This window comes from Varibaculum sp. GTC20041 (assembly GCF_055387755.1).
Map to the genome: position 1 here is coordinate 2,140,001 of NZ_AP041144.1, position 23,274 is coordinate 2,163,274.

At 53.4% G+C, this 23,274-nt stretch carries 21 protein-coding genes and 3 tRNA genes; 16 read left to right on the top strand and 8 right to left on the bottom strand.

Annotation, left to right across the window (positions count from 1 at the left end; genetic code table 11):
• The first annotated feature begins 2 nt into the window (after window positions 1-2).
• Together ACZ5BI_RS09350 and thiL are read left to right on the top strand one after the other, a co-directional pair.
• On the top strand, window positions 3-1,589 hold the full coding sequence (locus tag ACZ5BI_RS09350; RefSeq protein WP_464896270.1) for an ABC transporter permease: 1,587 nt from the start codon (window positions 3-5) through the stop codon (window positions 1,587-1,589).
• 96 nt (window positions 1,590-1,685) lie between these two features.
• Complete coding sequence (gene thiL / locus ACZ5BI_RS09355) at window positions 1,686-2,825, top strand: thiamine-phosphate kinase (RefSeq protein WP_464896271.1); 1,140 nt, start codon at window positions 1,686-1,688, stop codon at window positions 2,823-2,825.
• Window positions 2,826-2,852: 27 nt separating this feature from the next.
• On the opposite strand, the gene ACZ5BI_RS09360 is transcribed toward thiL, so the two are convergent.
• The 3 genes from ACZ5BI_RS09360 to ACZ5BI_RS09370 form a co-directional block, all read right to left on the bottom strand.
• Window positions 2,853-2,928, bottom strand: a tRNA-Phe gene (locus ACZ5BI_RS09360).
• 20 nt (window positions 2,929-2,948) lie between these two features.
• Window positions 2,949-3,022, bottom strand: a tRNA-Asp gene (locus ACZ5BI_RS09365).
• 33 nt (window positions 3,023-3,055) lie between these two features.
• Window positions 3,056-3,128, bottom strand: a tRNA-Glu gene (locus ACZ5BI_RS09370).
• A gap of 166 nt (window positions 3,129-3,294) precedes the next feature.
• Here ACZ5BI_RS09370 and ACZ5BI_RS09375 point away from each other — a divergent pair.
• The 5 genes from ACZ5BI_RS09375 to ACZ5BI_RS09395 all read left to right on the top strand — a co-directional run bounded on the left by ACZ5BI_RS09375 (window position 3,295) and on the right by ACZ5BI_RS09395 (window position 6,331).
• The gene (locus tag ACZ5BI_RS09375) at window positions 3,295-4,470 is read left to right on the top strand and encodes a mechanosensitive ion channel family protein (protein WP_464896272.1); all 1,176 of its coding nucleotides are present in this window, start codon (window positions 3,295-3,297) and stop codon (window positions 4,468-4,470) included.
• A 12-nt stretch (window positions 4,471-4,482) separates the two neighbouring features.
• Complete coding sequence (gene msrB, locus ACZ5BI_RS09380; RefSeq protein WP_024059938.1) at window positions 4,483-4,884, top strand: peptide-methionine (R)-S-oxide reductase MsrB; 402 nt, start codon at window positions 4,483-4,485, stop codon at window positions 4,882-4,884.
• A gap of 1 nt (window position 4,885) precedes the next feature.
• Window positions 4,886-5,719 (top strand): endonuclease/exonuclease/phosphatase family protein, encoded by an 834-nt coding sequence (locus ACZ5BI_RS09385; RefSeq protein WP_464896273.1) that lies wholly within the window; start codon window positions 4,886-4,888, stop codon window positions 5,717-5,719.
• A gap of 73 nt (window positions 5,720-5,792) precedes the next feature.
• Window positions 5,793-6,056 carry an EamA family transporter gene (locus tag ACZ5BI_RS09390; RefSeq protein ID WP_464896274.1) on the top strand — a complete coding sequence of 88 codons (264 nt, stop codon included), beginning with the start codon at window positions 5,793-5,795 and terminating at the stop codon, window positions 6,054-6,056.
• 23 nt (window positions 6,057-6,079) lie between these two features.
• Window positions 6,080-6,331: a GlsB/YeaQ/YmgE family stress response membrane protein gene (locus tag ACZ5BI_RS09395; protein WP_464896275.1), complete on the top strand. Its 252-nt coding sequence runs from the start codon at window positions 6,080-6,082 to the stop codon at window positions 6,329-6,331.
• 533 nt (window positions 6,332-6,864) lie between these two features.
• Here the strand turns inward: ACZ5BI_RS09395 and ACZ5BI_RS09400 are convergent.
• Complete coding sequence (locus ACZ5BI_RS09400; protein WP_238127951.1) at window positions 6,865-7,776, bottom strand: phosphoribosylaminoimidazolesuccinocarboxamide synthase; 912 nt, start codon at window positions 7,774-7,776, stop codon at window positions 6,865-6,867.
• Between the two features lie 126 nt (window positions 7,777-7,902).
• Here ACZ5BI_RS09400 and ACZ5BI_RS09405 point away from each other — a divergent pair, with 126 nt between their 5' ends.
• Window positions 7,903-8,820 (top strand): cation diffusion facilitator family transporter, encoded by a 918-nt coding sequence (locus ACZ5BI_RS09405; protein ID WP_464896276.1) that lies wholly within the window; start codon window positions 7,903-7,905, stop codon window positions 8,818-8,820.
• A gap of 154 nt (window positions 8,821-8,974) precedes the next feature.
• On the opposite strand, the gene ACZ5BI_RS09410 is transcribed toward ACZ5BI_RS09405, so the two are convergent.
• Entirely contained in the window at window positions 8,975-10,804 is a 1,830-nt protein-coding gene (locus ACZ5BI_RS09410; protein WP_278605266.1) for a phosphoenolpyruvate carboxykinase (GTP), read from the bottom strand.
• A 292-nt stretch (window positions 10,805-11,096) separates the two neighbouring features.
• On the opposite strand from ACZ5BI_RS09410, the gene ACZ5BI_RS09415 reads away from it, so the two are divergent.
• The 5 genes from ACZ5BI_RS09415 to ACZ5BI_RS09435 all read left to right on the top strand — a co-directional run bounded on the left by ACZ5BI_RS09415 (window position 11,097) and on the right by ACZ5BI_RS09435 (window position 15,572).
• Window positions 11,097-11,861: an LppM family (lipo)protein gene (locus tag ACZ5BI_RS09415; protein ID WP_024059946.1), complete on the top strand. Its 765-nt coding sequence runs from the start codon at window positions 11,097-11,099 to the stop codon at window positions 11,859-11,861.
• A 258-nt stretch (window positions 11,862-12,119) separates the two neighbouring features.
• Window positions 12,120-13,154 (top strand): hypothetical protein, encoded by a 1,035-nt coding sequence (locus ACZ5BI_RS09420; protein ID WP_464896277.1) that lies wholly within the window; start codon window positions 12,120-12,122, stop codon window positions 13,152-13,154.
• The gene (locus ACZ5BI_RS09425; RefSeq protein WP_464896278.1) at window positions 13,151-14,371 is read left to right on the top strand and encodes a TadA family conjugal transfer-associated ATPase; all 1,221 of its coding nucleotides are present in this window, start codon (window positions 13,151-13,153) and stop codon (window positions 14,369-14,371) included. Before ACZ5BI_RS09420 ends, ACZ5BI_RS09425 begins: the two co-directional genes overlap by 4 nt.
• Window positions 14,368-15,042, top strand: coding sequence for a type II secretion system F family protein (locus ACZ5BI_RS09430; protein ID WP_278605270.1), 675 nt, complete (start codon window positions 14,368-14,370; stop codon window positions 15,040-15,042). Before ACZ5BI_RS09425 ends, ACZ5BI_RS09430 begins: the two co-directional genes overlap by 4 nt.
• 2 nt (window positions 15,043-15,044) lie before the next feature.
• On the top strand, window positions 15,045-15,572 hold the full coding sequence (locus ACZ5BI_RS09435; RefSeq protein ID WP_464896279.1) for a type II secretion protein F: 528 nt from the start codon (window positions 15,045-15,047) through the stop codon (window positions 15,570-15,572).
• Here ACZ5BI_RS09435 and brnQ read toward each other — a convergent pair.
• Window positions 15,569-17,011: a branched-chain amino acid transport system II carrier protein gene (gene brnQ, locus ACZ5BI_RS09440; protein WP_464896280.1), complete on the bottom strand. Its 1,443-nt coding sequence runs from the start codon at window positions 17,009-17,011 to the stop codon at window positions 15,569-15,571. The two genes, ACZ5BI_RS09435 and brnQ, sit on opposite strands and share 4 nt — an antisense overlap.
• A 159-nt stretch (window positions 17,012-17,170) precedes the next feature.
• Here brnQ and ACZ5BI_RS09445 point away from each other — a divergent pair, with 159 nt between their 5' ends.
• Window positions 17,171-17,863 carry a hypothetical protein gene (locus tag ACZ5BI_RS09445; RefSeq protein WP_464896281.1) on the top strand — a complete coding sequence of 231 codons (693 nt, stop codon included), beginning with the start codon at window positions 17,171-17,173 and terminating at the stop codon, window positions 17,861-17,863.
• Here the strand turns inward: ACZ5BI_RS09445 and rlmB are convergent.
• Window positions 17,851-18,852: a 23S rRNA (guanosine(2251)-2'-O)-methyltransferase RlmB gene (rlmB, locus tag ACZ5BI_RS09450; protein WP_462334746.1), complete on the bottom strand. Its 1,002-nt coding sequence runs from the start codon at window positions 18,850-18,852 to the stop codon at window positions 17,851-17,853. The genes ACZ5BI_RS09445 and rlmB overlap by 13 nt on opposite strands.
• 8 nt (window positions 18,853-18,860) lie before the next feature.
• Complete coding sequence (gene cysS, locus ACZ5BI_RS09455; protein WP_464896282.1) at window positions 18,861-20,306, bottom strand: cysteine--tRNA ligase; 1,446 nt, start codon at window positions 20,304-20,306, stop codon at window positions 18,861-18,863.
• 220 nt (window positions 20,307-20,526) lie between these two features.
• Here cysS and ACZ5BI_RS09460 point away from each other — a divergent pair, with 220 nt between their 5' ends.
• On the top strand, window positions 20,527-21,813 hold the full coding sequence (locus ACZ5BI_RS09460) for an adenylosuccinate synthase (RefSeq protein ID WP_464896283.1): 1,287 nt from the start codon (window positions 20,527-20,529) through the stop codon (window positions 21,811-21,813).
• A 131-nt stretch (window positions 21,814-21,944) separates the two neighbouring features.
• Window positions 21,945-23,099, top strand: coding sequence for a hypothetical protein (locus ACZ5BI_RS09465; protein WP_278605277.1), 1,155 nt, complete (start codon window positions 21,945-21,947; stop codon window positions 23,097-23,099).
• The last annotated feature ends 175 nt before the right edge of the window (window positions 23,100-23,274 follow it).

A 23,274-nucleotide genomic window follows, 5' to 3' on the forward strand; every position in this document is an offset into this window, starting at 1 on the left:
CCTTGCGTAAGTCTTTTGGAGCTAATCAAGCGGCGGGATCCCCAGCTTGGCTGGCCGGTCCCGCCGCCTTAGCGCTACTTTTCCTGCTGATACCTTTCGGCGCCTTAGTAATGCGGGTGCACTGGGGGCAAATCCCCCAACTCCTTGCCACTACCCAAAGCCAAGATGCCCTGTGGTTATCTTTAAAAACCTGCCTGATTTCTACCACGCTGTGTATCGTGTTCGGGGTGCCCCTGGCACTGTGGCTTTCGCAAGCGCAAAATAGCTTCATTCCCCGCCTGGTACGCACCATCGTAACTCTGCCCATGGTATTACCACCGGTAGTCGCCGGTTTGGTACTGCTGATTACCTGGGGACGCATGGGGATTTTAGGGTCAAAACTGGATCTTTTAGGAATTCAGATCGGTTTCACCACTCTCGCGGTAGTTATCGCCCAAACTTTCGTGGCAATGCCCTTCCTGATTACTTCCCTCGAGGGCGCGCTGCGCACTCGCGGTTTCCAATACGAGGCTGCGGCTCGCGGACTAGGGGCTTCTCGCACCCGCACCCTACTGCAAGTAACTTTGCCCTTATCAGCACCGGCGATCGTTTCTGCAACCGCCTTAGCCTTTTCTCGTTGCCTGGGAGAATTCGGCGCGACCATAACTTTTGCCGGTTCCCTGCAAGCTATCTCTCGCACCTTGCCTCTGGAAGTTTATTTACAGCGAGAAACTGACACTGACCTAGCGCTTTCTTTATCCTTAGTGATCATTGCCCTGGCGATTGTGATGGTGGGCGGCACCCAAGTGCTTTCCGACTATTGGTATGCGCGCCTAATGGGACAACACCAGCAAAGCGCAAACACCGGAACAGTTGGTGCGATCAGTGGCTTGTCGAAGAAAAAGCGAGACAAACAAGCCGGACCCGGAGTGCATTTAGATGCAAAAATCGCGGTTCGGCACCTAGATGTAGATATAGATTTTGCCCCCGGTTCTGCCACTGCCCTGCTCGGCCCCAATGGTGCCGGAAAGTCTACGATTATTTCTCTCCTAGCGGGCATCCTAGTACCTGATTCTGGCTCCATTAAATGGAGCCGAAATCAGCCCCGGATCGTGCTTCTCGCCCAAGATCCCGCCCTATTTCCTCATATGTCCGTGCTGAAAAACGTGGTTTTTGGGCTGCGCTGTCTGGGGATTGAGACGGATCGTGCAGAAAAACTAGCCCGCGCTCAACTGGCGGCAGTAGGAATGCAAATTTTGGAGAAGCGGCGTCCCAACCAGCTTTCCGGGGGGCAAAAGCAGCGGGTAGCTATTGCTCGCGCCATGGCAATTGAACCCGATGTGGTGCTATTGGATGAACCGATGGCCTCCCTGGATGTGGAAGTAGCCGATCAGCTGCGAGTATTACTGCGTGAACGCATTGGGGGAGCTACCACTATCCAGGTCACCCACGACCTAACAGATGTGATTGCCCTCGATTGCCAGGTAGTAGTACTAAAGCATGGCCAGGTTACCCAGCGCGGTTACTGGCGGGATCTGTTTGAGGAAACGCAAGATCGCTTCTTGCAACAGCTCACCCGCAAAGCCCAGCTTGATAACGCCATCAAATAGGGCTGGACTTTCCCCACCCCAAAGTTGCCGGTTAGGAAAAGATAGTGATGGCAACCGGGTAGGGACTACCTTTCAGCAATAGGTAAGCTAACAGCTATGAGCATTTCCGATCCTGCCCAGGCTCCCCAGGTAAAACCGTCTTCTTCGCAACCTTCACCATTTGTAGAGGATGCAGTCCCTACTCCAATTACTGCCGAAGATCGCTTAATCGCCGATTTTACTTCCAATTTGCATTCGCACTCCCGCGTACTGGTGGGATCGGGAGATGATTGCGCGGTTTTGACTCACCCCGATTCCCGCTCTGTGATTTCCACCGATGTGTTGGTAGAAGGGGTACATTTTCGCCGCGACTGGATGAGCCTGGAACAAATCGGGCGGCGCGCCGCCGCCCAAAACGCCGCCGATATTGCAGCTATGGGGGCGAGTGCCCATAGCGCTGTCGCCGCGGTAACCATCCCCAAGAATATGGGTAAAACCGAGATTGACGCCCTCGCTGCCGGATTGGCTACTGGCTTAGAAAGCTACGGGTATTCCCTGGTGGGCGGGGATCTATCTTCGGGGCCGTGCCTACAGGTAGCAGTTACGGTGATTGGGGATTTAGAGGGCCGCCCTCCCCTATTGCGTTGCAACGCGCGATCCGGTGACCTAATTTATTTCGCGGGTAACCTGGGGAAGTCTGCTGCCGGTTTAGCACTGCTAGAACGCTTCCAGAGCCCCCAGGAGGCGATAGCTGCCCCTACCCTACCCACGGAGCTGCGTGCCCTCGCCATCGAGGCATTATCCTGCTACCAGGTGCCGCAGGTACCTGCCGACCTCGCGTCGAAGTTAGCTGACGCGGGAGCACACGCCCTGATGGATGTGTCTGATGGACTTAGTCGCGATGGTGCAAAAATCGCGGCTGCTTCTGGGGTAGTGCTTAATTTGTCCCGCTCCCATTTAGAAGCATATGCCCAACGCCTAGCGGGCTTAGCAGATTTCTTGGGAGCCAATAGTTGGGATTGGGTACTAGGGGGAGGCGAAGACCATGGCCTGCTGTGCAGCGCTTCCGCCGGGTTCGCGGTTCCCGGTTTTACTGCTATCGGTGAGGTGTTACCCGCGAAGGCCGACAAGTATGCGGATAACAGAACTGGAGGTAGGGAAAGTACTGACCAGGATTTGGCGAACTCGCTTAACCCATACCTGTTAGTTGATGGTAGTCCCTATGATCAGCAGGGTTGGGATCACTTTTCTGGCTAAAACCTGTAGCGTGAAAATAACCGAAAATGGTGGCTCCGACCGGCATCGATCCGGTGACCTTTCGATTTTCAGTCGAACGCTCTCCCAACTGAGCTACAGAGCCTGGGGTCCTAATAAGACCTGCGACCCAGACGGGACTTGAACCCGCGACCTCCGCCGTGACAGGGCGGCGCGCTAACCAACTGCGCCACTGGGCCATATTCATTTATCTTCCACCTTTCGGCGGATCGTACCCCCAACGGGATTCGAACCCGTGCCGTCGCCGTGAAAGGGCGGTGTCCTAGGCCTCTAGACGATGGGGGCCTTGCGGCCTAGCCTAATGGCCTCGGCTCAGACTTGAATAAGCTTACCGGCATTGAGTAACTAAAGGCAAAGCGTCAGCCTATGAAGCCTCTCACAACTTTGACTCACCGCGGATTCTACAAGTTTAATGACTGCATTTTTCGCCGTTGAAACGTAATCTAGGTATATGCAGCTGCAACCTTTAGACACGTCCTCGTCAGATGAAGCCGTTGAACAAGTTTTTGACTGGTTAACTAGTCTCGCGGGCATGGGCGTGGGGGTGCTGGCGGGTTTTGTCTTGGCTTTAATTACTATTGCCATTTTGAAACTGCTGGCCAAGCGCGAGCCTTTAACCCAACTGGTACTCAATCGCGCCACCCGCAGCCTTTTTGTGACTCTGATGATCTTGGGCGCCTATCTCGGCTGGAAATACACTACTTCGGGTCTAGAGATTTCCAGATCGACTGGCATTGGCAGGTTCAGCCAAGGACTGCTGATCGCGGTCATTTTAGCTTTTACTTTCTTGATCACCCGCATCTGTTACTTCATTGAAGATGTCGCGGTTAAAGCCAACCGCGAGAAACCTTCACGTAGCCGTTCGAAAATGCTCACCCAAGCACAGGTGATTCGCAGGCTACTGCAAGCAGTTGTAGTAGTAGTGGGAATTTCTAGTGCCATATTAACTTTCCCATCTGCCCAAGTGGCCATGAGTTCTATGCTGGCCTCGGCAGGAGTGGCCTCAATCGTGGCTACTTTGGCTGCCCAGTCGACTCTGGCTAATGTTTTCGCCGGAGTCCAGATGGCGCTTTCAGATGCGCTCCGGGTGGGCGACAAAGTGCAGGTTCCTGGTTTGGATGGGACAAAAGAGCTGGGTACGGTAGAAGAAATCACCCTCACCTACGTGGTGCTTAACCTCTACGATGAACGGCGCATGATTGTGCCGTCCACCCATTTCACTCAGCAGAAGTTTGAAAACTGGACGCGTAAACACAGTCAACAGTTAGGGCTAGTGGAATTGCAATTAGACTACTCCGCCCCCATTGATTCTATTCGGGCCCAAGTGGATCTATTGCTTTCCGGAACTGAGCTTTGGGACGGGCGCAGCGCCAGCGTCGAAGTATCCGATATGACCGCCGACTGTCAGACAGTTAGGATCTCAGTGTCGGCAGCCGACAGTTCTGATTTATGGGTATTGCGCTGTTACCTGCGGGAACAATTGATTCAGTGGTTGGTGAAGGAAGTTCCCTGGGCTTTGGTTTCTCGCCGGATTCAACCGCAGCAAGTACGCTACCTAAGTCGTGACCGTTCCGATGAAGAAGTTCATCGTTTGGCTCGCAAATTGGTGGGCGAGAATAATTTTTAGAAAGGATAAGTTATGAGTGATTTCAATCCCCGCCATGCAAGTGAAACTGATTGGCGAGCCCGCCTAGATGCCAGCGAATACCATGTTTTGCGCGAAGCCGGTACTGAACGCCCCGGCACCGGTAAATACCTGCATGAGAAGCGACCGGGCATCTACCGTTGCCGCGCCTGCGGGACAGAGCTATTCCGTTCCGATACCAAGTTTGATTCTCACTGCGGTTGGCCCGCATTTTTCCGACCCGAGGACGCCGCGGTCACCTACCATCAAGACTCTTCCCATGGCATGGAAAGAACCGAGGTGCGTTGCGCTAACTGTCAAAGCCACCTGGGTCATGTTTTTGAGGACGCACCTGACATGCCTACGGGACAACGTTACTGCATTAACTCGATCTGCCTAGATTTTCAGGCCGAATAATATGCGGATTATCAGTGCAAATCTGCAACATGGCACTCCCCCAGCGGGAAAAGCTCCATCTCGAGATCACTGGCAAGTATTGGCGGAACAGTTTAGCGATTATCACCCCGATGCCATTTGCCTGCAAGAAGTCGATTTCTATCAGGCACGTTCCGGTTTTGTAGACCAAACCCGCGCCCTGGCGGATGCATTAACCGAAGTTTCTGGGAAGAAGTGGCAGCAGCGATTTTTGAGTTTTTTCGCTGGCCAGATTCTGTTAGGGCTCCGCTTACCGGTAACGCTACCCAGCGAATCCCTCGGAAAATCGCGTAATCCTTTCCGCGCCGATCGACCGTTGCTTGGAGGGTACGGGGTAGGACTGCTTACCCCCCATCCGGTGCGGCGCTGGGTAAGTGCCAAACTCGGTTCCGCCGCCCCCAGGATAAATATTTCCAGCCCGGATCCGCGTAACTGGAAGTTTTATGGCGGGCAGACCCGCAGCTTGCTTGGAGCCGAAATCACTACCCCGCAGGGACAGTTTCTAGTGGGCGACACCCATCTGGATCTCGGGGTAGACACCGCCAAACGACAACTAATCCGCTCGTGGCAGGGAATGTCGCTACTTGCTGGCAAGGCAACCCCGCTGCTAGTTGGCGATATGAATCTGCGCCAGGAGGTCTCGCGCACCGTTTACCCCTATTTGACTTTCGCGAGTGCCCCCACTTTCCCGGCAGATCAGCCCCGATTCCATATCGACCAGCTATTCGCTCCCCCCACCTGCCAAGTTTCACAGGTGGACACTATCGAGATGCCAATCTCTGATCACCGCGCGCTATTTGTAGACATACAGCCCTAAGCGGATCAAACCATGAGCAAAGCTGTTAATCGACTCTGCCGAGATTGCTACTGGTCGGCAAAGCAGTTGGGTTTTGCTTTGTTGCATCGCCGTAGGGGTGCTTTCTACTGCGCTGCCTTTCCCCTTAGAGCAAGTGGCGCTACGCCGTTTCGGTCCTGATATATTTTCGCTGTTAGCATGCTTAATGCCGGCAATTAGTGAGGTGGTCAGCATGATTGGCCTGCGTCACCTGCTAAATTGGCGGGAAATAGTGGGTTTACTGTGCATTTCCTTGGCAGTCGCTTTTGCGCAATACCGTCCCGGGGTGTTAAACAGTAAGCGTAAGCATTATAACTAGTAAGAAAATAACGAGGGACAAAAATGGGCATCATCGGTTCGATTATTGTTGGCGGCATTATTGGGGCTCTAGCGCGCTTCTTCATGAAGGGCAAGCAGAACATGGGGACGATCATCACCATCATCATCGGTATGGTTTCCGCTGGCCTGTCTGACTGGATCCTAGCCAAGGTTATTGGCGACGGTCACGGCTTTATTAGTTTTATCGTGGCGATCGTGATCGCAGTTGGTTTGATTAGCCTCTACTTGGGAATCACCAACAAGAAGACCAAGTAACTGCTTGCCACTTGGATGTTTTAGTAGTTTAGACTGCTAAAAATTTTTACTCTGGGCTGCTGCTCGGCAAAATGATTTGTCGGGCAGCAGTTTTTTCTATTGTTCCCCATTCGGTTTACCTACAACCAGGCTGACCCTTAAAGAAGAAATTCAAACCCTCATGTATTTACTTGAGGGTTTCGTTAAGCACCTACTCACGGTCGCAGTCTCCAGTTGCTTCCCGAAAACATTCGCTGTTGAAAACCTCTCCACGACTTGGTGATTATTCTACTTTTTAGGAGTTATGTCACTGGTTATCCCCAGGCTACCTTGAGATCTTGCCATTGTTGCAGCTAGTAGCTTCAATACCGTTTCTACCAGTCAAAACCCCTCATACCCTCAAGGTTTACCTGAGGTTAACTAGAAATAATTTGACATTTCAGGTTATTGGGTTAGTAAAAAAATAAATATCCACAGGCAATATCCACAGGGTTGTTAACTGGTGTAAAATCGCAGCAATATCTGTGGATACTGCCTGTGGAAAATTTACCGGCTTATTCGTTGAGAGTTCGTCCCGTCAGCGTCTCGTAGATTTCTTGATAACGGTCAGAAGTTTGCTTTACCACATCCGCGGGGATCTGCGGAGGTTCTTGCCGTTTATAGGGTTGCCACTGACACGCGTCAGAATCGACCCAATCTCGCAATATCTGGGTATCTAGCCGGGGATTACGCTTGCCAACTTCATAGCTATCGGCATTCCAAAAACGCGAAGAATCGGGGGTGAGCACCTCATCTCCTAACACCACGGCCTCGCCACCGTAGGGAAGAGCGGAGCCAAACTCGAACTTGGTGGAGCCTAAGATAATCCCGCAGTCCCAAGCAATCTTGGCCGCTCGCTGGTACAAATCCAGCGAGTACTCGATAATTTGATCTACGCGTCCACTGCCAACTAAGGACTGTAGCGCTTCCCAAGAAACGTTACTGTCGTGCCGTCCCATCTGAGTCTTTGCTACCGGATTAAATACTGGTTCCTCTAGCTTTTGATCTTGTTGCAGACCCGCCGGCATCCGTGCACCCCCGATAGTGCCTTTCGCTTGATACTCCCGCCAGGCTTCACCTGCCAGATAACCAGACACATGACATTCCAAGGGATACATATCGAGGCGACGGCAAATCATCGCTCGTCCGGCCGCCATCTCTGGTACCGAAGAAGTAGATAGAAAATGATTGGGAATCGCGTCCCCAAGCTGTTCCAACCACCAGGTAGTCAGTTGGGTAACAGCAATACCTTTACCGGGGATTTCAGTAGGAAAGACCTGACCATAGGCACTGAAACGGTCGGTAGCCAGAATCATCACGGTGTCGGAATCATGAGCCGACTGTCCCGCGGGATAGTAAACTTCTCGTTCTTTACCAGAAAATAAATGGCGCCATCCACGTAGCGCCGGAGTATCACTTGACGACATATTTATCATTCTTGCATCTTTCATTTAGATTTGGGAGGGCTGTTGACAAATCTTATTGGAATTGGTGAGGTTAAGGTAGCAAAATATTACTTATTTAGGTATCCCTTAGTAAGAGGTGACGTCACCGTGCATCAACACACTTCTACCAGTGAATCTACCAATGAATCTACCCGCACGCGACTGCTAATTGCCGCTGGGATCACCTTGGCGGTGCTGGTTGCCCAGCTAATCGGCTCCATTATTTCCGGTTCGCTAGCTTTAGCGGCGGATACCGGACACGTGGCCATTGATTCGATAGGACTATTCTTAGCTGCCTTCACCGCTACTTTGATGACTCGCCCTGCTAGCGGCGAACTTACCTACGGATATGCGCGTCTAGAGGCAATCGCGGGCGGGATCCAGGCCGGGATGATTATGATCATCTGTACGATCATCGGCTACCAAGCAGTTATCCGCCTGCTTACTCCCACTCCGGTTGACGGTACTCAGATGGCTGCCTGGGCGGTGGCCGGCTTACTGGGCAATTTGGCATCAATGCTGGTAATGCTAGGACACCATCGCGACAATTTAAATATTAAAGCCGCATTTCTGGAGGTTTCCGTAGATGCAATTTCCTCTGTCGGAGTGATCGCCGGCGGCATTATCACCCGTCTTAGCGGCATCAACCGAATCGACGCGGTAATTTCTTTGCTAATTGCGGGCGCGATGCTGCCGCGCGGCTACAAATTGTTAAAGGACGCGGGAGCAATCCTGCTTGAGCGCACTCCCAGCGAATTGAAGATCGCGGAGATCAGGAACCATATTTTGCAGGTGGAACATGTTAGTGGAATTCATGACCTGCACGTATGGCCATTAAACTCTCAAACGGTGCTTTTATCAGCGCATATCATTATCGCCAAGGAGTGCTACCGAGATGGCCATGCATTGGAAGTGTTACACCAGGTAGAAGAATGTATGAAAACCCATTTCCCACGCAAGATAGAACATTGCACCCTGCAGATTGAGCCCGAAGGGCACGCTGCTCACGAAACATTAAAACACTAGCTGCGCAATCTGTGTAGTTAAGCAAACCGAGACTATCGCGCTACCACCGCGATACCGCGGACATAGAAGCGTGAAAAGGCGGCCGGAAACTTTTGTTTCCGGCCGCCCCCTCTTATTTTCCTAAAAAGAAAAGAGGTAACTCTCCGTTAGGTGGTTACTTCAGTGCCTGCAGACGCTCACGCAGTTTAGCGAGCTCCTCGGAGATGGCCTTGGGCAGCTTGTCACCGAACTGCGAGAAGTACTTCTCGGTGTCCTCGGTCTCGGCCAGCCAGGCATCGGGATCGATGGCGAACATCTTGTCCCAGTCTTCCTGACCCAATCCGGTGCCTTCCAGGTTGAAGTCCTCGAACTTGGGGTAGTAGCCAGTCGGTCCCTCAATCGCGTCAACCTTGCCGGAGGCACGGCGTACGATCCAGTCCAAAACGCGAGCGTTGTCGCCATAGCCCGGCCACAAGAAGCTGCCGTCCTCGTCCTTACGGAACCAGTTAACCTGGTAAATCCGCGGGAACTTGTCGCCGACCTTTTCTTGCATTTCTAGCCAGTGACCCCAGTAGTCAGCCATGTTGTAGCCACAGAAGGGCAGCATAGCGAAGGGATCGTGACGTAGGGATCCCACAGCACCTTCAGCAGCAGCGGTCTGCTCGGAGGCTACGGACGCACCAATGAATACGCCGTGTGCCGGGGAGTACTGCTCGGCTACCAACGGAACGTTAGAAGCACGACGTCCACCGAAGAGGATAGCGGTGACCGGAACGCCTTCGGGAGCTTCCCAATCGGGGCATACGATCGGGCACTGCGCAGCCGGAGTGGTGAAACGGGAGTTCGGATGAGCGGCCTTTTCGCCAGATTCCGGAGTCCAGTCATTACCATGCCAATCGATCAGGTGATCCGGGGTGTCTCCGTCGATGCCTTCCCACCAGACATCGCCATCGTCAGTCAAGGCTACGTTGGTGAAGATGGAGTTTTCTTTCATGGTCTCCATCGCCATCGGGTTGGTCTTGTAAGAGGTTCCCGGAGCAACACCGAAGAAGCCAGCCTCGGGGTTGATCGCGCGCAGCGTACCGTCCTCACCAGGACGCATCCAGGCAATGTCGTCACCAACGGTTTCGACTTTGTAGCCGGGGATGGTCGGCTGCAGCATGGCCAGGTTGGTCTTGCCGCAGGCGGACGGGAAGGCAGCGGTCACGTGGTACTGTTCGCCACTCTTTTCGTCGGTTAGACGCAGAATCAGCATGTGCTCTGCCATCCAGCCGTCACGGCGAGCCATCGTGGAGGCGATACGCAGAGCGTAGCACTTCTTGCCCAGCAGGGCGTTCCCGCCGTAACCGGAACCGAAGGACCAAATTTCATTGGTTTCGGGGAAGTGGGTGATGTACTTTTCGTCATTGCAAGGCCAGGCTTCGTCAGTCTCGCCCTCAGCCAGCGGCTTACCTACGGAGTGAACCGCCGGAACCCAGGGACGTCCCTCGTTGATGAGATCCATCGCCTTAGCACCCATACGGGTCATGATCCGCATGTTGCAGACCACGTAGGGGGAGTCACTGAGTTCGATACCCAGCTGAGAAATCGGGCCACCCAGCGGTCCCATGGAGAAGGGAATCACGTACATGGTGCGGCCAGCCATCGCGCCGTCGAACTTTTCATTCAGGGTCTCGCGCATCTGCTTGGGATCTGCCCAGTTGTTAGTGGGGCCAGCATCCTCTTCCTTTTCACAGCAGATGAAAGTACGCGACTCTACGCGCGCCACATCGGAGGGTAGCGAGCGAGCCAGGAAGGAGTTAGGACGTTTCTCCGGATTCAAACGGGTGAACATCCCGGTTTCTACCATGAGATCGGTTAGGCGAGTCCATTCCTCTTCGGAACCATCGCAAAACTCAATCGCTTTCGGTTTCGCCAGTTCTGCAACTTTAATTACCCAATCAACGACCTCTTTCGGCGCGTTCTTCGGGGCGGCAGCTAGCACATCTTTCTCAGTCACTGTCATTTATCTCTTGCCTCCTGCGGCACTCGACACGGCAACACACAGTTGCTATTGCTTTTCTATTCTCCGTCATCGCTGCCACTTTCTCTACCGAGAGCGTCTAAAAATTTCCATAAATTACTATGACCTGGCTCATATTAAGGGAAACTTTAGGCCATAGGACACCTTCCCGATTGGTTTTCAGCTAGGGAAGTGAACCTTTTACCATCGGCATAAGTAATTCTTTACAGTATGATTAAAAATAACGGTTACGCGATAATCGGGTTTATAGCCGCCACTCAAGGAGGTAGCGAGGGTGAAGGGCAAACGACTTTTGGCTCTAATTCTACTTCCCTGTGCGATATTGCTGGCGGGTTGTGAAGCTAGCACCCAAATGCAGATTTACGGCAATGATACCTATTCGTTTAGTACTCATTTAACGCAGCCGCGAACTACTCAAGATATTAAATGTAAGGATCAGATTCCGGGAATCGAGGACTACCTCAAAACTTCACAAGTCGAGATTAAAGATAAATCCACTGATCAGGTTTCAGACTGTACGATCACGGTGAAGGCACAACATATTTCCCAGGCCAAGAAGCCGTTTGTGACCATTAAACATATCGGTGACAGCTACGTGGCGAAACTTGCCCCGGTGCAAAGCTTAGATTTCTTAGATGCCCAAACCGACCAGTTCCGCCTGACAATTACCTTCCCCGGCCCAGTGTTAAAAACCGACACCTATTCCGGGGCGACAGCAGAAGGCAACACCGTCACTTGGACGACCCCGCAAGCTCTCGTCAAAGGTTTCGAGGTACGAGGACAAGATCACCCGGGGATAACGATGAACCAAAAATGGGGAATCGGATTTTTGGTTATTCTGCTAGCACTAATAGTGGCGCTAGTGATTTTCCGCAAACATCCACGCGTCGCCCCTATTTGGGGCAAGCTAGCGCAAGCAGGAAAGAGATTCGCTGGCGCCTGCCGCAAGTTACTCCTGCGCACTTTGAGCTATTTAGATCTGGGAGGATCCGCCTCTGGACATCGTTCCAAACATTCACGTAAACGCCGCGGTAAATAGGCACTTATTTGACCCCCTTCAGCATCTCCCTTTATCCTCAACACCGATAAACTCGGTGATTCCTGCCTGATGCAGCCACTCGGACTCCAATTTTTTGAGAATCCGTTACTGTCCGCACCTTTGTCTTTACTTTTCGGTTTGTCCCCAGGGATCGACCGGACTCTGGTTTCCTAGGAATGCCATTTCTTTTATTGTCTCCCCTGCTCCCCATTCACTAAATCTAGGTGTACTTCGCAAACAAACCCGCAGGAGCCAGTCGTGCAAACAGATCTACCAACACCAATGCCTGCCAGGCAAGTACCTGGTGATACCGACCCGACCTGCCTATTGTGGGGATTTAACCTGGGACAGTTGCAATTCCTATCCCAGGTACTCGGAGTGTCTAATATTCATTTCACCACCCAACTGCCGCCTCCTGCTGCCAGCTTAAGTACAGTTATCACCCCTGCTAGCACCAATTTAAGTTGGCTTTCCTCCCCGCTTCCCATAGTTCGCGTAGATTTTTCAGCCAGCCCACCGCCCCTGCCCCAAAGAAGCTTCACCCCTCCTGGAAGCCCCTTGCAACGCCCCGGGGTTTTTCGCCTCCCATCCCAGGTAGGAGCTTTTCTCTCGCAGATTGATCAATACTGTTATCCTTCCCGAGGACGCATCCTCAATATCTTCGGGTTACATCCAAAAAGTGGCACCTCTACCATTGCGTTCGGGTTAGCAAACAGCGTTAAGAACTCGATTTTTGTAGATGCCAGCTGTCCTTTCTCGGACTCAACTTCGCGCCAATATTCACCGGGGATGCGCAAACTCGGTTTTCCCGCTATTAGCAACTTTTCCTCTTCAGACTTGGAAGCGGACCTGTTAGTTTCCCGCTTACGCGAGGTTTTACCCGGGGTACAAAATACGCGTTTTCTCCAGCTCCACCGCGGTGATCTCCGCCAGCTACCACACCTTTTTTCTTTGCTAATTCGTGCATTTTCACTGGTAGTTATCGATTGGGGACAACTTGCTTCTGTGGAAGACCTAAACAATTTACCCGGGCATATTCTGGTAGTCAGGGATTACTCGCAATCGGCAATTAATCGACAGGTTCTGCAACGAATCCATCAGCGCAGAATCCCGCTAGTGACCAATCGCGTCCCTAACAGAATTGTTCCCCCTAGCAGCGACAATCAAAGATATTTCGTGCCGCATTGCCGGGAACTAAAACGGCTGCAAGCTCAAGGCCTGGGCAGTTTATGGCCGAAAAACTTGCAAGTAAGGTTGGCACAGCTACTGCGAAATCTGATGGCGGTAGCATGAAGGCTTTCAAAAAATGGCTATCGGTCTTAAAGCCAACACCTCGGCATCCCGTAGCTTCCCAAACTGACCGGGACAACCGCCTGCTAGTAGCCTCGGGTGCAGCTCCGGCAGAAGTGATCCGCCAGGCAAGCGCGCCAGCAGCAGGAACCGCTCACCTGCTTGATAACTTGGCAACAATAAATGCAGAATTATCCGGGTTTGGCCCCCAGCTGGCATCCCTGCTTCAAGACCCGCAAGTAACCGATGTTTTAATCAATGGACCAAAGCAAGTATGGGTCGATAGTGGCGGGGGTCTTTGCAAAACCAGACTGGACTTTGGTTCCAACAGTAATCTCCGTTCCTTAGCAGTCCGGTTAGCAGGAGCTGCCGGAAAGCGTTTAGATGATGCCGCGCCGATCGCCGACGGCACGCTGCCAGATGGCATTAGGCTCCATGCGGTACTGCCGCCTCTAGCGGTGCCCTCTCCGGTTATTTCTTTGCGTTGCCCGCGCGCAAAAGGCCTAAACTTTACCCAATTGGTGGAATCGGGAACCGTGTCTGCGCCCTTAGCGCCGGTTTTGACCGCCCTAATTTCCCGGCGTGCTTCCTGTTTTATTTCCGGAGCCACCGGTTCGGGGAAAACCACGCTGCTGTCTGCCCTGTTGGAATTGGTGCCCCCCAACCAGCGGATTGTATGTATCGAGGAAGTCTCCGAGCTTTTTCCTTCCCATCCTCACTTAGTTCACCTGCAAGAACGCAGCGCCAATGTGCAAGGGGTAGGCGCGGTTCCCATGTCAAAGCTGGTGCGTGCGGCTATGCGGATGCGTCCGGATCGGATTGTACTGGGGGAATGCCGCGGTCCGGAGGTACGGGAAGTACTGTCTGCGATGAACACCGGGCACGAAGGCACTTGGGCAACGGTACATGCCAATGCGGTAACTGAGGTTCCTGCCCGTCTGGTGGCACTAGGAGCGTTGGCCTTAATGCCGGAATCTACCGTGGGAGCACAGGTGATAGCGGGGGTAGATGTCTTTTTACAGATTCGCCGCTTAACGGAGCGAGGAAGCACTCGACGCTATGTATCCGAGGTCGGGGTTCCGGTTTGGGATCATTCCCACCTAGCGGCGCAACTGGCACTCAAAGTTACTCCTGCCGGACAGTTGCTTAGAGGGGCGGGGTATCAAAAACTATCACAGCTGGTAGATATGGATTTTGATTATCTTGCGGAGGCACCGTGACCTGGAAAACCGCCACCTTAGTGGGACTTTTTCTAACCCTTGCCGGCCTGCCTTGGCATTTACCGGATGCTCATCCGCCCAGAACCCGCCGCCTGCCTCTGCCTAAAATAGCTAGTTCCATTACCTACTTTGCCGGGATTCTGCAGCGTCACTTCCAACCAAAACCCCAACTAGCAGCGGCAGTTATCGAGGTAGCGAGCCGCCTAAACGCCGGTGCCGATCCCGATTCAGCCTGGGTAAAAAGTTTGCCACGCCACGGTTTCTCCCGTCCCAAAACTGCCAGCGCCACAGATATTCAAGCGGCAATAGAACCAAATCTAACTTCTTGGGAGCAGGCTTCTTTAACTGGCCTCCTAGCGGCAGTCCGTTTTTCCGAGGCAGTAGGCGCCCCCTTAGCTGAGGTGTTAGCCGGCTGCGCAGATTCGCTTACCGAAGCTGCCAATGCCGCTCGTGCGCGGAAGCTAGCGTTGACAGCTCCGAAAGCTTCCGCCACTATTTTGGGGCTTTTACCTTTAGGAGGAACCGCGCTGGGATCCCTGCTAGGAGCCAATCCGCTAAATGCAATATTCGCCGGAGGCTTGGGAACTATCAGTGCCTTGGTCGGGGTTATTGCCCTGTTAACCGGGATGTTTTGGATGTTTCGCTTAGTGGCGCAAGCGGAAAAGGCATAAAAATGTTTATCCTGGCAATCTCGATTTTCTTGGGTGCCTTGCCCTGGTTTTTACCTGCCCTTCCTCCACACAAATCTAGCGGTGAATATACCAGGCGTAGCGCGATTGATCCCGCAGTGATGCTGGACTTGGCGAGCGCCGGACTGGCCAGCGGCGCCGCGATTCCGCGCGTCTTAACTGCCCTGGCAGCTGCCAGTGGAGAACCTCGCCTAGCCGCGGTTTCTCGCGCGCTGATTTTCGGAGTTGAATGGAACTTAGCTTGGTCTCTGCTACAACGCGGGGATACCTGCCCCGAGTGGGCACCGTATCTATCTGCCGCCCTCGAACCCGCCTGGAAGGATGGGGTATCCCCCGAGGCGTTACTGAAAGGGGCCGGACTGCGGGTACGCGCCAGTAAAGACCAGCGTGCCCGCCAAGCCGCCCAAAAACTCTCGGTTCGGCTGGTTATTCCGCTAGGTATCTGCCAGCTACCGGCATTTATCCTCCTGGGGATAGTGCCAGTAATCTTGGCGGGAATAGAAAACCTCTAGCTGTCTGAATCAGATTTTTCGCTCGGGTTTTCCTGCGGGGCGGCGGCTTCATCTAGTTCGTCTTCATTGAACGCCAAGCCGGCACTTACCAAGGATTGGTTCCGTTCCCTGGCCACCGCATCATAGTCGTATTGCTGTTTCATCCGGCCTTGCGCAAAATCGATAATCAGACCGACCACCAGCATCACCAGAGACGGAATTAGCCAACCCAACCCTAGCGAAGCCAACGGAATGGTGGTATCAATCCACTCCTCCAATACCCCGGCAGCCTTCAGGCCATCGAAAAGACCAAAGAACGCGGCTACCCACACTGAAAGCCGGTAGGCCCAGAACATATGTCCGGGAATGAAAATATCCAGGATACAGGTAACTACCAGCATGATGGTGATGGGGTAACAGAACATCATTACCGGGATAATCACGTTTACCAGTGCCTCTAGCCCCAGGTTAGCGATTGCTAAAGAAATCACCACATGCAAAACCACCCACACCGGACGGGAAACCTGCGGGAACAATCCCCGGAAGAACTGGGTGGAAGCCTCGACTAGACCAATGGCAGTAGTTAGGCAAGCCAAAATAGCAATTGCACCCAAGATTACCCTGCCGGTAGATCCAAATAAATGCTGCGCTGCGAACGCCAAGCCTTCCCCGCCGTCTTTAACGTTGGGGTTAAGTCGTCCCACGCGCGAGCCCACCATCGACAGTCCAAAATAGACCAGACCAAGGAAGAAAGCGGCGATCACTCCCGAAAGGGCGGTAACCCCAAATAGCTGCTTACCGGGTTGGAATCCTTTTTGCCGTAGTGCCCGAATAATCACTACCCCGAATACGAAGGAAGCGATGGCATCCAGGGTGCCGTAACCGTCAAAAATACCCTTCAAAGTGGGGGTGGAAGCATATTTTTCAATCGGGGCTGCCTCCGAAGGAGACATAGTTGCCACCGCTGCAATAATCATTATCGCCAACAAAATCAGCAGCGCAGGAGTCAGCAGACCGCCAATCCGGTCAAGCACGTTACGGGGATTCAAACACAGGTAACCGGCGATGCCGAAGAATACCAATGTGTAAATAAATAGCGCCAGATGGGAGTCCCCGGTGGTGGCTTGGAATGACATCGAAAAAGAAGCGGCAGCAGTACGCGGAATCGCATACAGCATCCCGGTCGATAAAAAGATCAACCAGCAAAACACCAGACCTGGGTAGTGAGAGATGCGTTCAATAATCCCGAGTACTCCGGAAGAAGAAGTAGCGGCGGCAATCATGCCGGCCATGGGCAGTAGCACTCCGGTAATCATAAAGCCGATGGTGGCGGGAACCTGTTCAACTCCCGATTCCACCCCAATCATTACTGGAAAAATCAGGTTGCCAGCCCCGAAAAACATGGCGAAAAGCGCCAGTCCGGTAACTAGCACATTGAGAACACGTGTCTTGCTATTCATTGTGTGAAATCCCCACTCTTATTCTTTTTACCGGTTACAGTTTCGCAAAGACCAGCTGCTATTCAAAAAGAATCTTCCATTCTGGGATACTGGGTTAACATATTTTCAACAACATGTTTACAATTGGCGTATTTTTCTGAAGCAGGTGAGGTGAGATGCTTGCAGACTGAGGCACAGCTTTCCCCGCTTGATCAGTATTTTCAAACTCTGGCTTCCCTGCTTTCACTGACCCCGGTTCTGCGTCGGAATCAAATTATTGGGGCGGTTCGGCTGGCGGTAACAGAGATGGAGGAAACCGCTTCCCTTCCAATTCCCTACACCCGCGAACAGCTTTATGCCTATCTCGGGGATCCACAACAGGTGGTAGCTATCGCTGATGCGGATATGACGGTAATTAAAGCTGGTAATGGCGCGCAAGTGATTCAGGCGGCAGCGGCTGCGGAAAATAGCCCAGTTCCCTGGGGGAAGGCAGCCGCCCGTGTTCGTTTCGAGGATGCCCGTCTACTGCGCAAATACGGTCAGTTGGTTGGCTGGGGGGAAACTGTGTCCGCGGCACCCGTAAAGTCGGACTTTTTAGACAGTAAAATTGAGTCACTAATTAGTTCGGAACGTATCCGACATAACTTCTTTTCCTATTTCTTGCCGATTGCCTTTGGGATCGCCTGTACTTCCACTGCCCTGCTGGTTCCTCTCGGGTTCTTCCTGGGAATCTTCGCTTTGGTCTTGCTGTTTTATCTGTGGCGCAAGAAGGTTACTCCCCTCTGGCCTCGGGTCTTTTGCGCTTTAGCGAGCCTATTTGCGATTGTCTGTACCGTGGTTGCTACCCTGCGTCTGCTGGGTTATAACTCTTGAGGAAGCGCGTGCGCTTTTTCCCGCCGCACGGCAGCCACTTCGAATAGAGCAATCCCCGTAGCCACCGCGGCATTTAAGGATTCCACAGCAGAAGAGATCTCGATTCGGGTGAGCAGATCGCAGTTTTCCTTCACCAAGCGGGATATCCCGTCACCCTCGGCTCCGGTAACTAATGCCAAAGGACCATCTGCCAGACCGGATTCGCTCACCGAGGAAGTACCGCCGCCATCTAATCCCAGCACGAAACAGCCTTGCTCTTTGCACTGCCGAATCGCATTTACCAGGTTAGACACCCGGGCAATCGGCAGACGCGCGGCGGCTCCGGCAGAGGCTTTCCAGGCAGTCACATTCATTGAGGCACTGCGCCTGCCGGGAATCACTACCCCGCTGGCTCCAAAGGCGGCAGCGCTGCGCACAATCGCTCCCAGGTTATGCGGGTCAGTAACCCCATCTAGCAGCACAATCAGTGGCTTAGCGTGATTTTTTTCAGCATTGTCAAAGAGCTCAGCTAAATCGGTGTATTCAAACTCGGGGACTTCCAGAGCAACACCCTGGTGAACTGCGCCCTCGGTAGCGAGGTCCAAGTCCGAGCGGGGGACTTCCACGATGGGTGCCCCCTGCGCGCTAGCTTTTGCGAGCAGCAAGGAAAGTTTCTTATTGGCCGCCAGGTTACCCGCCACAAACACTCTGGTCACGGGGATATCAGATTCCAAGGCTTCCAACACCGGGTTACGTCCGGCAATCAGTTGATGCCCACCTCGCACCTGGATTAGGGAACGTTTGGCACGTGCCTTACGTTGGGCTGCTTGCGTTTCTTCCCGCCGCTCTTTTTGGATCCGGGCACGATAAGCCGCGTGGTAAGGACGGTTCTCAGCTTTCGGCGTAGGACCTTTCGCCCGCAAACCACGTTTATTGCCGCCGCTGCCTTTAGGAGCGCCTTTCTTATCACTGCGCTTCATTCTGCCGTGGTGATCTCCGCGAACTGCCATGCCAACCCCTAACCTAAATGCCAAGTGGAGCCGCCAGCTCCGTCCTCGATAATTATCCCCGCCGCGCCTAAGCGGTCACGAATCCCGTCCGCGCGCGCCCAGTCCTTTTCTTTGCGCGCCTGAACTCGCTGTTCCAACTGGTCAGTGACGAGCTTTTCTAAAGCAGCAGTAGCGGCAGAATCGCTACTACTGTCTGCTTCCCGCCATTGCTCCGAGAGTGGATCGAGCCCTAATATCTCTAGCATGGCGCGAATCTGGATGGCTATCTGCGCACCCTCAGCAGGTTTCCCGCCTTCAAACGCGGTATTAGCTTGCTTAATCTTTTCGTGTATCACCGCTTGAGCAGCCGCGATATTTAAATCATCGTCCATAGCTTCGCAAAAAGCCTCCGGGAGGGCGGCTGCAGCCAAATCTTCGGCACTGGCCTCCGTAACCTCGGGGGCTGCCTGAGCAAAACGCGCCAGGGAAGAAGTAAACTTATTCCAAGTTTCCCCCGCCTGCTCCAAGGTTTCCGGGGAGTATTCCACGGTGGAACGGTAGTGGGTAGTCCCTAAGGCGAGCCTCAGCACCGCTGCGGGCGTGGTTTTCAAAATCTCCGAAACCACCAGGGAGTTCCCCAGCGATTTCGACATTTTTTCACCTTTAATGGTTACCCAGGCGTTATGCATCCAGTATTTTGCGAATGGCCAACCGGCACCGTGAGATTGCGCCTGCTCATTTTCGTGATGGGGGAAACGCAGGTCAATCCCGCCGCCGTGAATATCGAAAGCTTCTCCCAGATAGCGCCGTGACATTGCCGAACACTCTAAATGCCAACCTGGGCGTCCTTTACCCCAAGGGGAATCCCATTTCGCAGTTTCCGGCTCGGAGGATTTTGCTGCTTTCCAGAGGGCGAAGTCCCGCGGATCTCGTTTTCCCGCCTCGGTTTGGTTATCGATTTGGCTCTCGTCCTCGGTAGTTCGCATATCGGAGAGCTTTTGCCGGGTCAGCGAGCCGTAATCTTTGAGGGATTTAACATCAAAATAGACGTTCCCATTCCCATCACTATAGGCGTGACCCGCATCGATGAGACGCTGAGTGAGGGCGATTTGTTCAGGGATCTGCCCGGTGGCGCGCGGTTCATAGGTCGGGGGCAGCACCCCCAGGGCGCGATAAGCAGCGGCGAACTCTTGCTCGAAGCGGTATGCCCATGCCCACCAGGGCCATCCGGCCTCCGCGGATTTATTCAAGATTTTGTCGTCAATATCGGTCACGTTTCGCACATAGGTTACCTGGTAACCGTTGCGGCGCAGCCACCGAATCAGCACGTCAAAGGCAATCGCCGAACGCACGTGCCCTATATGGGGAGAACCCTGGACGGTGGCTCCACACAGGTAAATTCCTACATGTCCGGCTTTGACCGGCTCAAAGTCCACGATGCGGTGACGGGCAGAATCATAAATGCGAAGGCTCATGTTCCCATGCTATCGGCAAGCACCCTCCTACCCGAACTTTGTCTGTGCAGTTTCCTTCGAATGCAGACTGGTCATTTCGTAACCGGACAGGTTTCACGTAATGCCCCATGGCTACCAACTTCAGGGCAAGATGGATAAACTCGGATAGTAAGTGTGCAAACGCTGCCGGGTAAATCTCGCCAGCAGCCTTGCAAAAATCCTTATTTGAGAGGAATAGTTCATGCCCGCACTGATTGTTGTCGGAGCCCAATGGGGAGACGAAGGAAAGGGTAAAGTAACCGACCTAGTTGGCCAGAGCGTTGATTGGGTAGTTAAGTTCAATGGCGGCAATAACGCTGGTCACACCATTGTAGTGGGAAATCAAAAGTTTGGTTTACATTTGATCCCCGCGGGTATCCTCTCCCCCACGGTCACCCCAGTAATCGGTAACGGAGTAGTAGTTGACCTGGAAGTCATGTTCGCCGAAATCAAGATGCTTGAGGAGGCCGGGGTCGACTGTTCCCGACTAAAGGTTTCTCTCAACGCTCATATCATTCCGCCCTATAACAAGGTAATGGACGGACTGGCAGAACGGTCTTTGGGCGAACGCAAGATTGGTACCACCGGTCGCGGGATTGGACCTACCTACGCCGATAAGATGAACCGGATTGGCCTACGCATCCAGGATCTCTTTGACGAATCAATCTTGCGACAGAAAGTTCGCTCCGCTTTGTCGGGTAAGAACTTTGTGATCGAAAAACAGTTCTCCGAAGAACCTATCGATCCAGAAACTATTTCTGACCAGCTACTTTCTTATGCGGACAAAGTGCGGCCTATGGTTTTCGACTGCACCACCGAGCTTAACCTGGCCTTGGATCGCGGAGAAACCATCCTCTTAGAGGGCGGTCAAGCCACCATGCTGGACATCGACCACGGCACCTACCCCTTCGTAACCTCCTCGTCCTGCACTGCCGGTGGAGCCTGCTCGGGATCAGGAATCGGACCGACCCGCATTGACCGGGTAATCGGGATCGCCAAGGCTTACACCACTCGCGTTGGGGAAGGCCCCTTCCCCACCGAACTTTTTGGTAAAGAGGGCGAAGACTTGCGTCAGGCAGGCGGGGAGTTCGGGGTAACTACCGGACGCCCGCGCCGCACCGGCTGGTTCGATTCGGTAGTTGCTCGCTATGCTGCTCGAGTCAACGGCCTCACCGACTTGGTGATTACCAAGCTGGATGTACTTTCGAAATACGATGAAATTCCGGTCTGTGTAGCTTATGACGTTGATGGTCAGCGTTTCGAGGAACTCCCCGCAGATCAGACTGCTTTCCACCATGCTCAGCCAATTTACGAAATGCTGCCCGGCTGGAAAGAAGATATCACCGGCTGCCAGACTTTTGCGGATTTGCCAATCAAAGCACAAGAGTACATTGAGCATCTAGAGAAGCTTTCGGGCTGCCGCATTAGCGTAGTCGGGGTAGGAGCGGATCGCGCGGCCACGATTGTGCGCCATCAGCTGCTGGACTAGGGTTTGTCCCGCTAACTTAACTCCGTATCTGACGCAAGTATTTTTACTTGCGCGGCGCGCTCTCCCGCGAAATCTACGCTCATAATCTATCGTGGCTGTTGTATAGACTACGCGATTTCGTTGGAGGTCAGATGAGCAAGAACGAGCCGGATAACGACTTCACTACCCGAACCTGGTTCGTGGGAGAAGAAGGCGAAGAAGAGCAGGCTCCCGAAGATACTTTGATCCCCGGCGAGCATCACGCTACTTCCCCCTCTGATAACGATTCCCTGATAGCAGGGGAAGGTATTAGCTCGGAGGCAGATTCAGCAGGCGAAGAAAACCTACCGGCTGAGCAGCTAGAGCACACCGATAGCGCGATTGTGGGGACTGCGGAAAACACGAATGCGGACTCTACGGACGAGGATCAGTCAACGGAATGGAGCGCACCTGCCGTAAGTGAAGAGGACGCTGCTGACGCCGCCTCCCCGGCTCTAGAGCGTAAGTCGCTCATGGAGCGCAGCCGCGAGGTAGATGAAGATGACTCTGGGGTGGCGCCCGCCCCCGCTAGTGAAGTGGAAAGCACCGCTGACCGGCGCTATTCTTTGCTAAACAACTCTGAGGAAGCGACGGCTCCGGTCGAGGAGGACTCACCCCACTGGGATTCGGTAGAGGAAACCGAACCAGAGGAAGTACTAACTACCGCGGAGCGGCAACAAAGCTTTGAAGATACTATTTTCGATGGAGCCACGGTCAAACCGACAGTGCCTTCGCGCGCAGCAGCGCATATCTGGTCGCTGCTGCTATTTTTAGTGTTGGTTCCGCTTACCTGGTACCTAATTTTGGATGTCGCCACCCGGTTGCGTACCCGTGGCGGCGATGTATTGCTGCCCGCCTCCAGTTTGAACGCCGGTCAATGGGTCGAAATTGTGGTGGCGGTAATCATGGTCTTCCTGCTGGCTCTAGTAGCCCGCTTCTCTTCTCTAGGTGCTTTTATTACCGGATTGGCCTTGACAGTAGGGGGAGCGTTCTTCCTGGTGGTTCCCGAGCAAACTGCCAACAGTTTGCAGCCGCTACTTACCGCCCTCGATAACGCCGGCCAGCAAGACCACTTCTATCAGGCACTGCCTTCCAATATTGCCCACCACTTGGCTTGGTCAGGTGGGTCAGGAATGTTACTACTGGCTGGTTTGACCCTGCTAGCAATGGCCTTCCTGGCGCATAGCGCGCGCCGCGCGGGACGCAAAGATTATCTGATCGAACGCAAGGTCAAGGCAGCGGAACAGAGCGAGCCGAAGGAAAGCTAGGTTCTTAACGGGCTACAACCAGAGCCAAAGCTAAACCGCGCTAGTTGGGTAATCCCGTACCGCAAGTAACGTTATATCGTCCAAACCTGCTTTTCTAGGGTTAATACCAGTGGGTATAGGGACGCTATTATTAGCGCTTTGTCCAGGGAGGTTAGGGTTTTTGCATAAGTTTTGG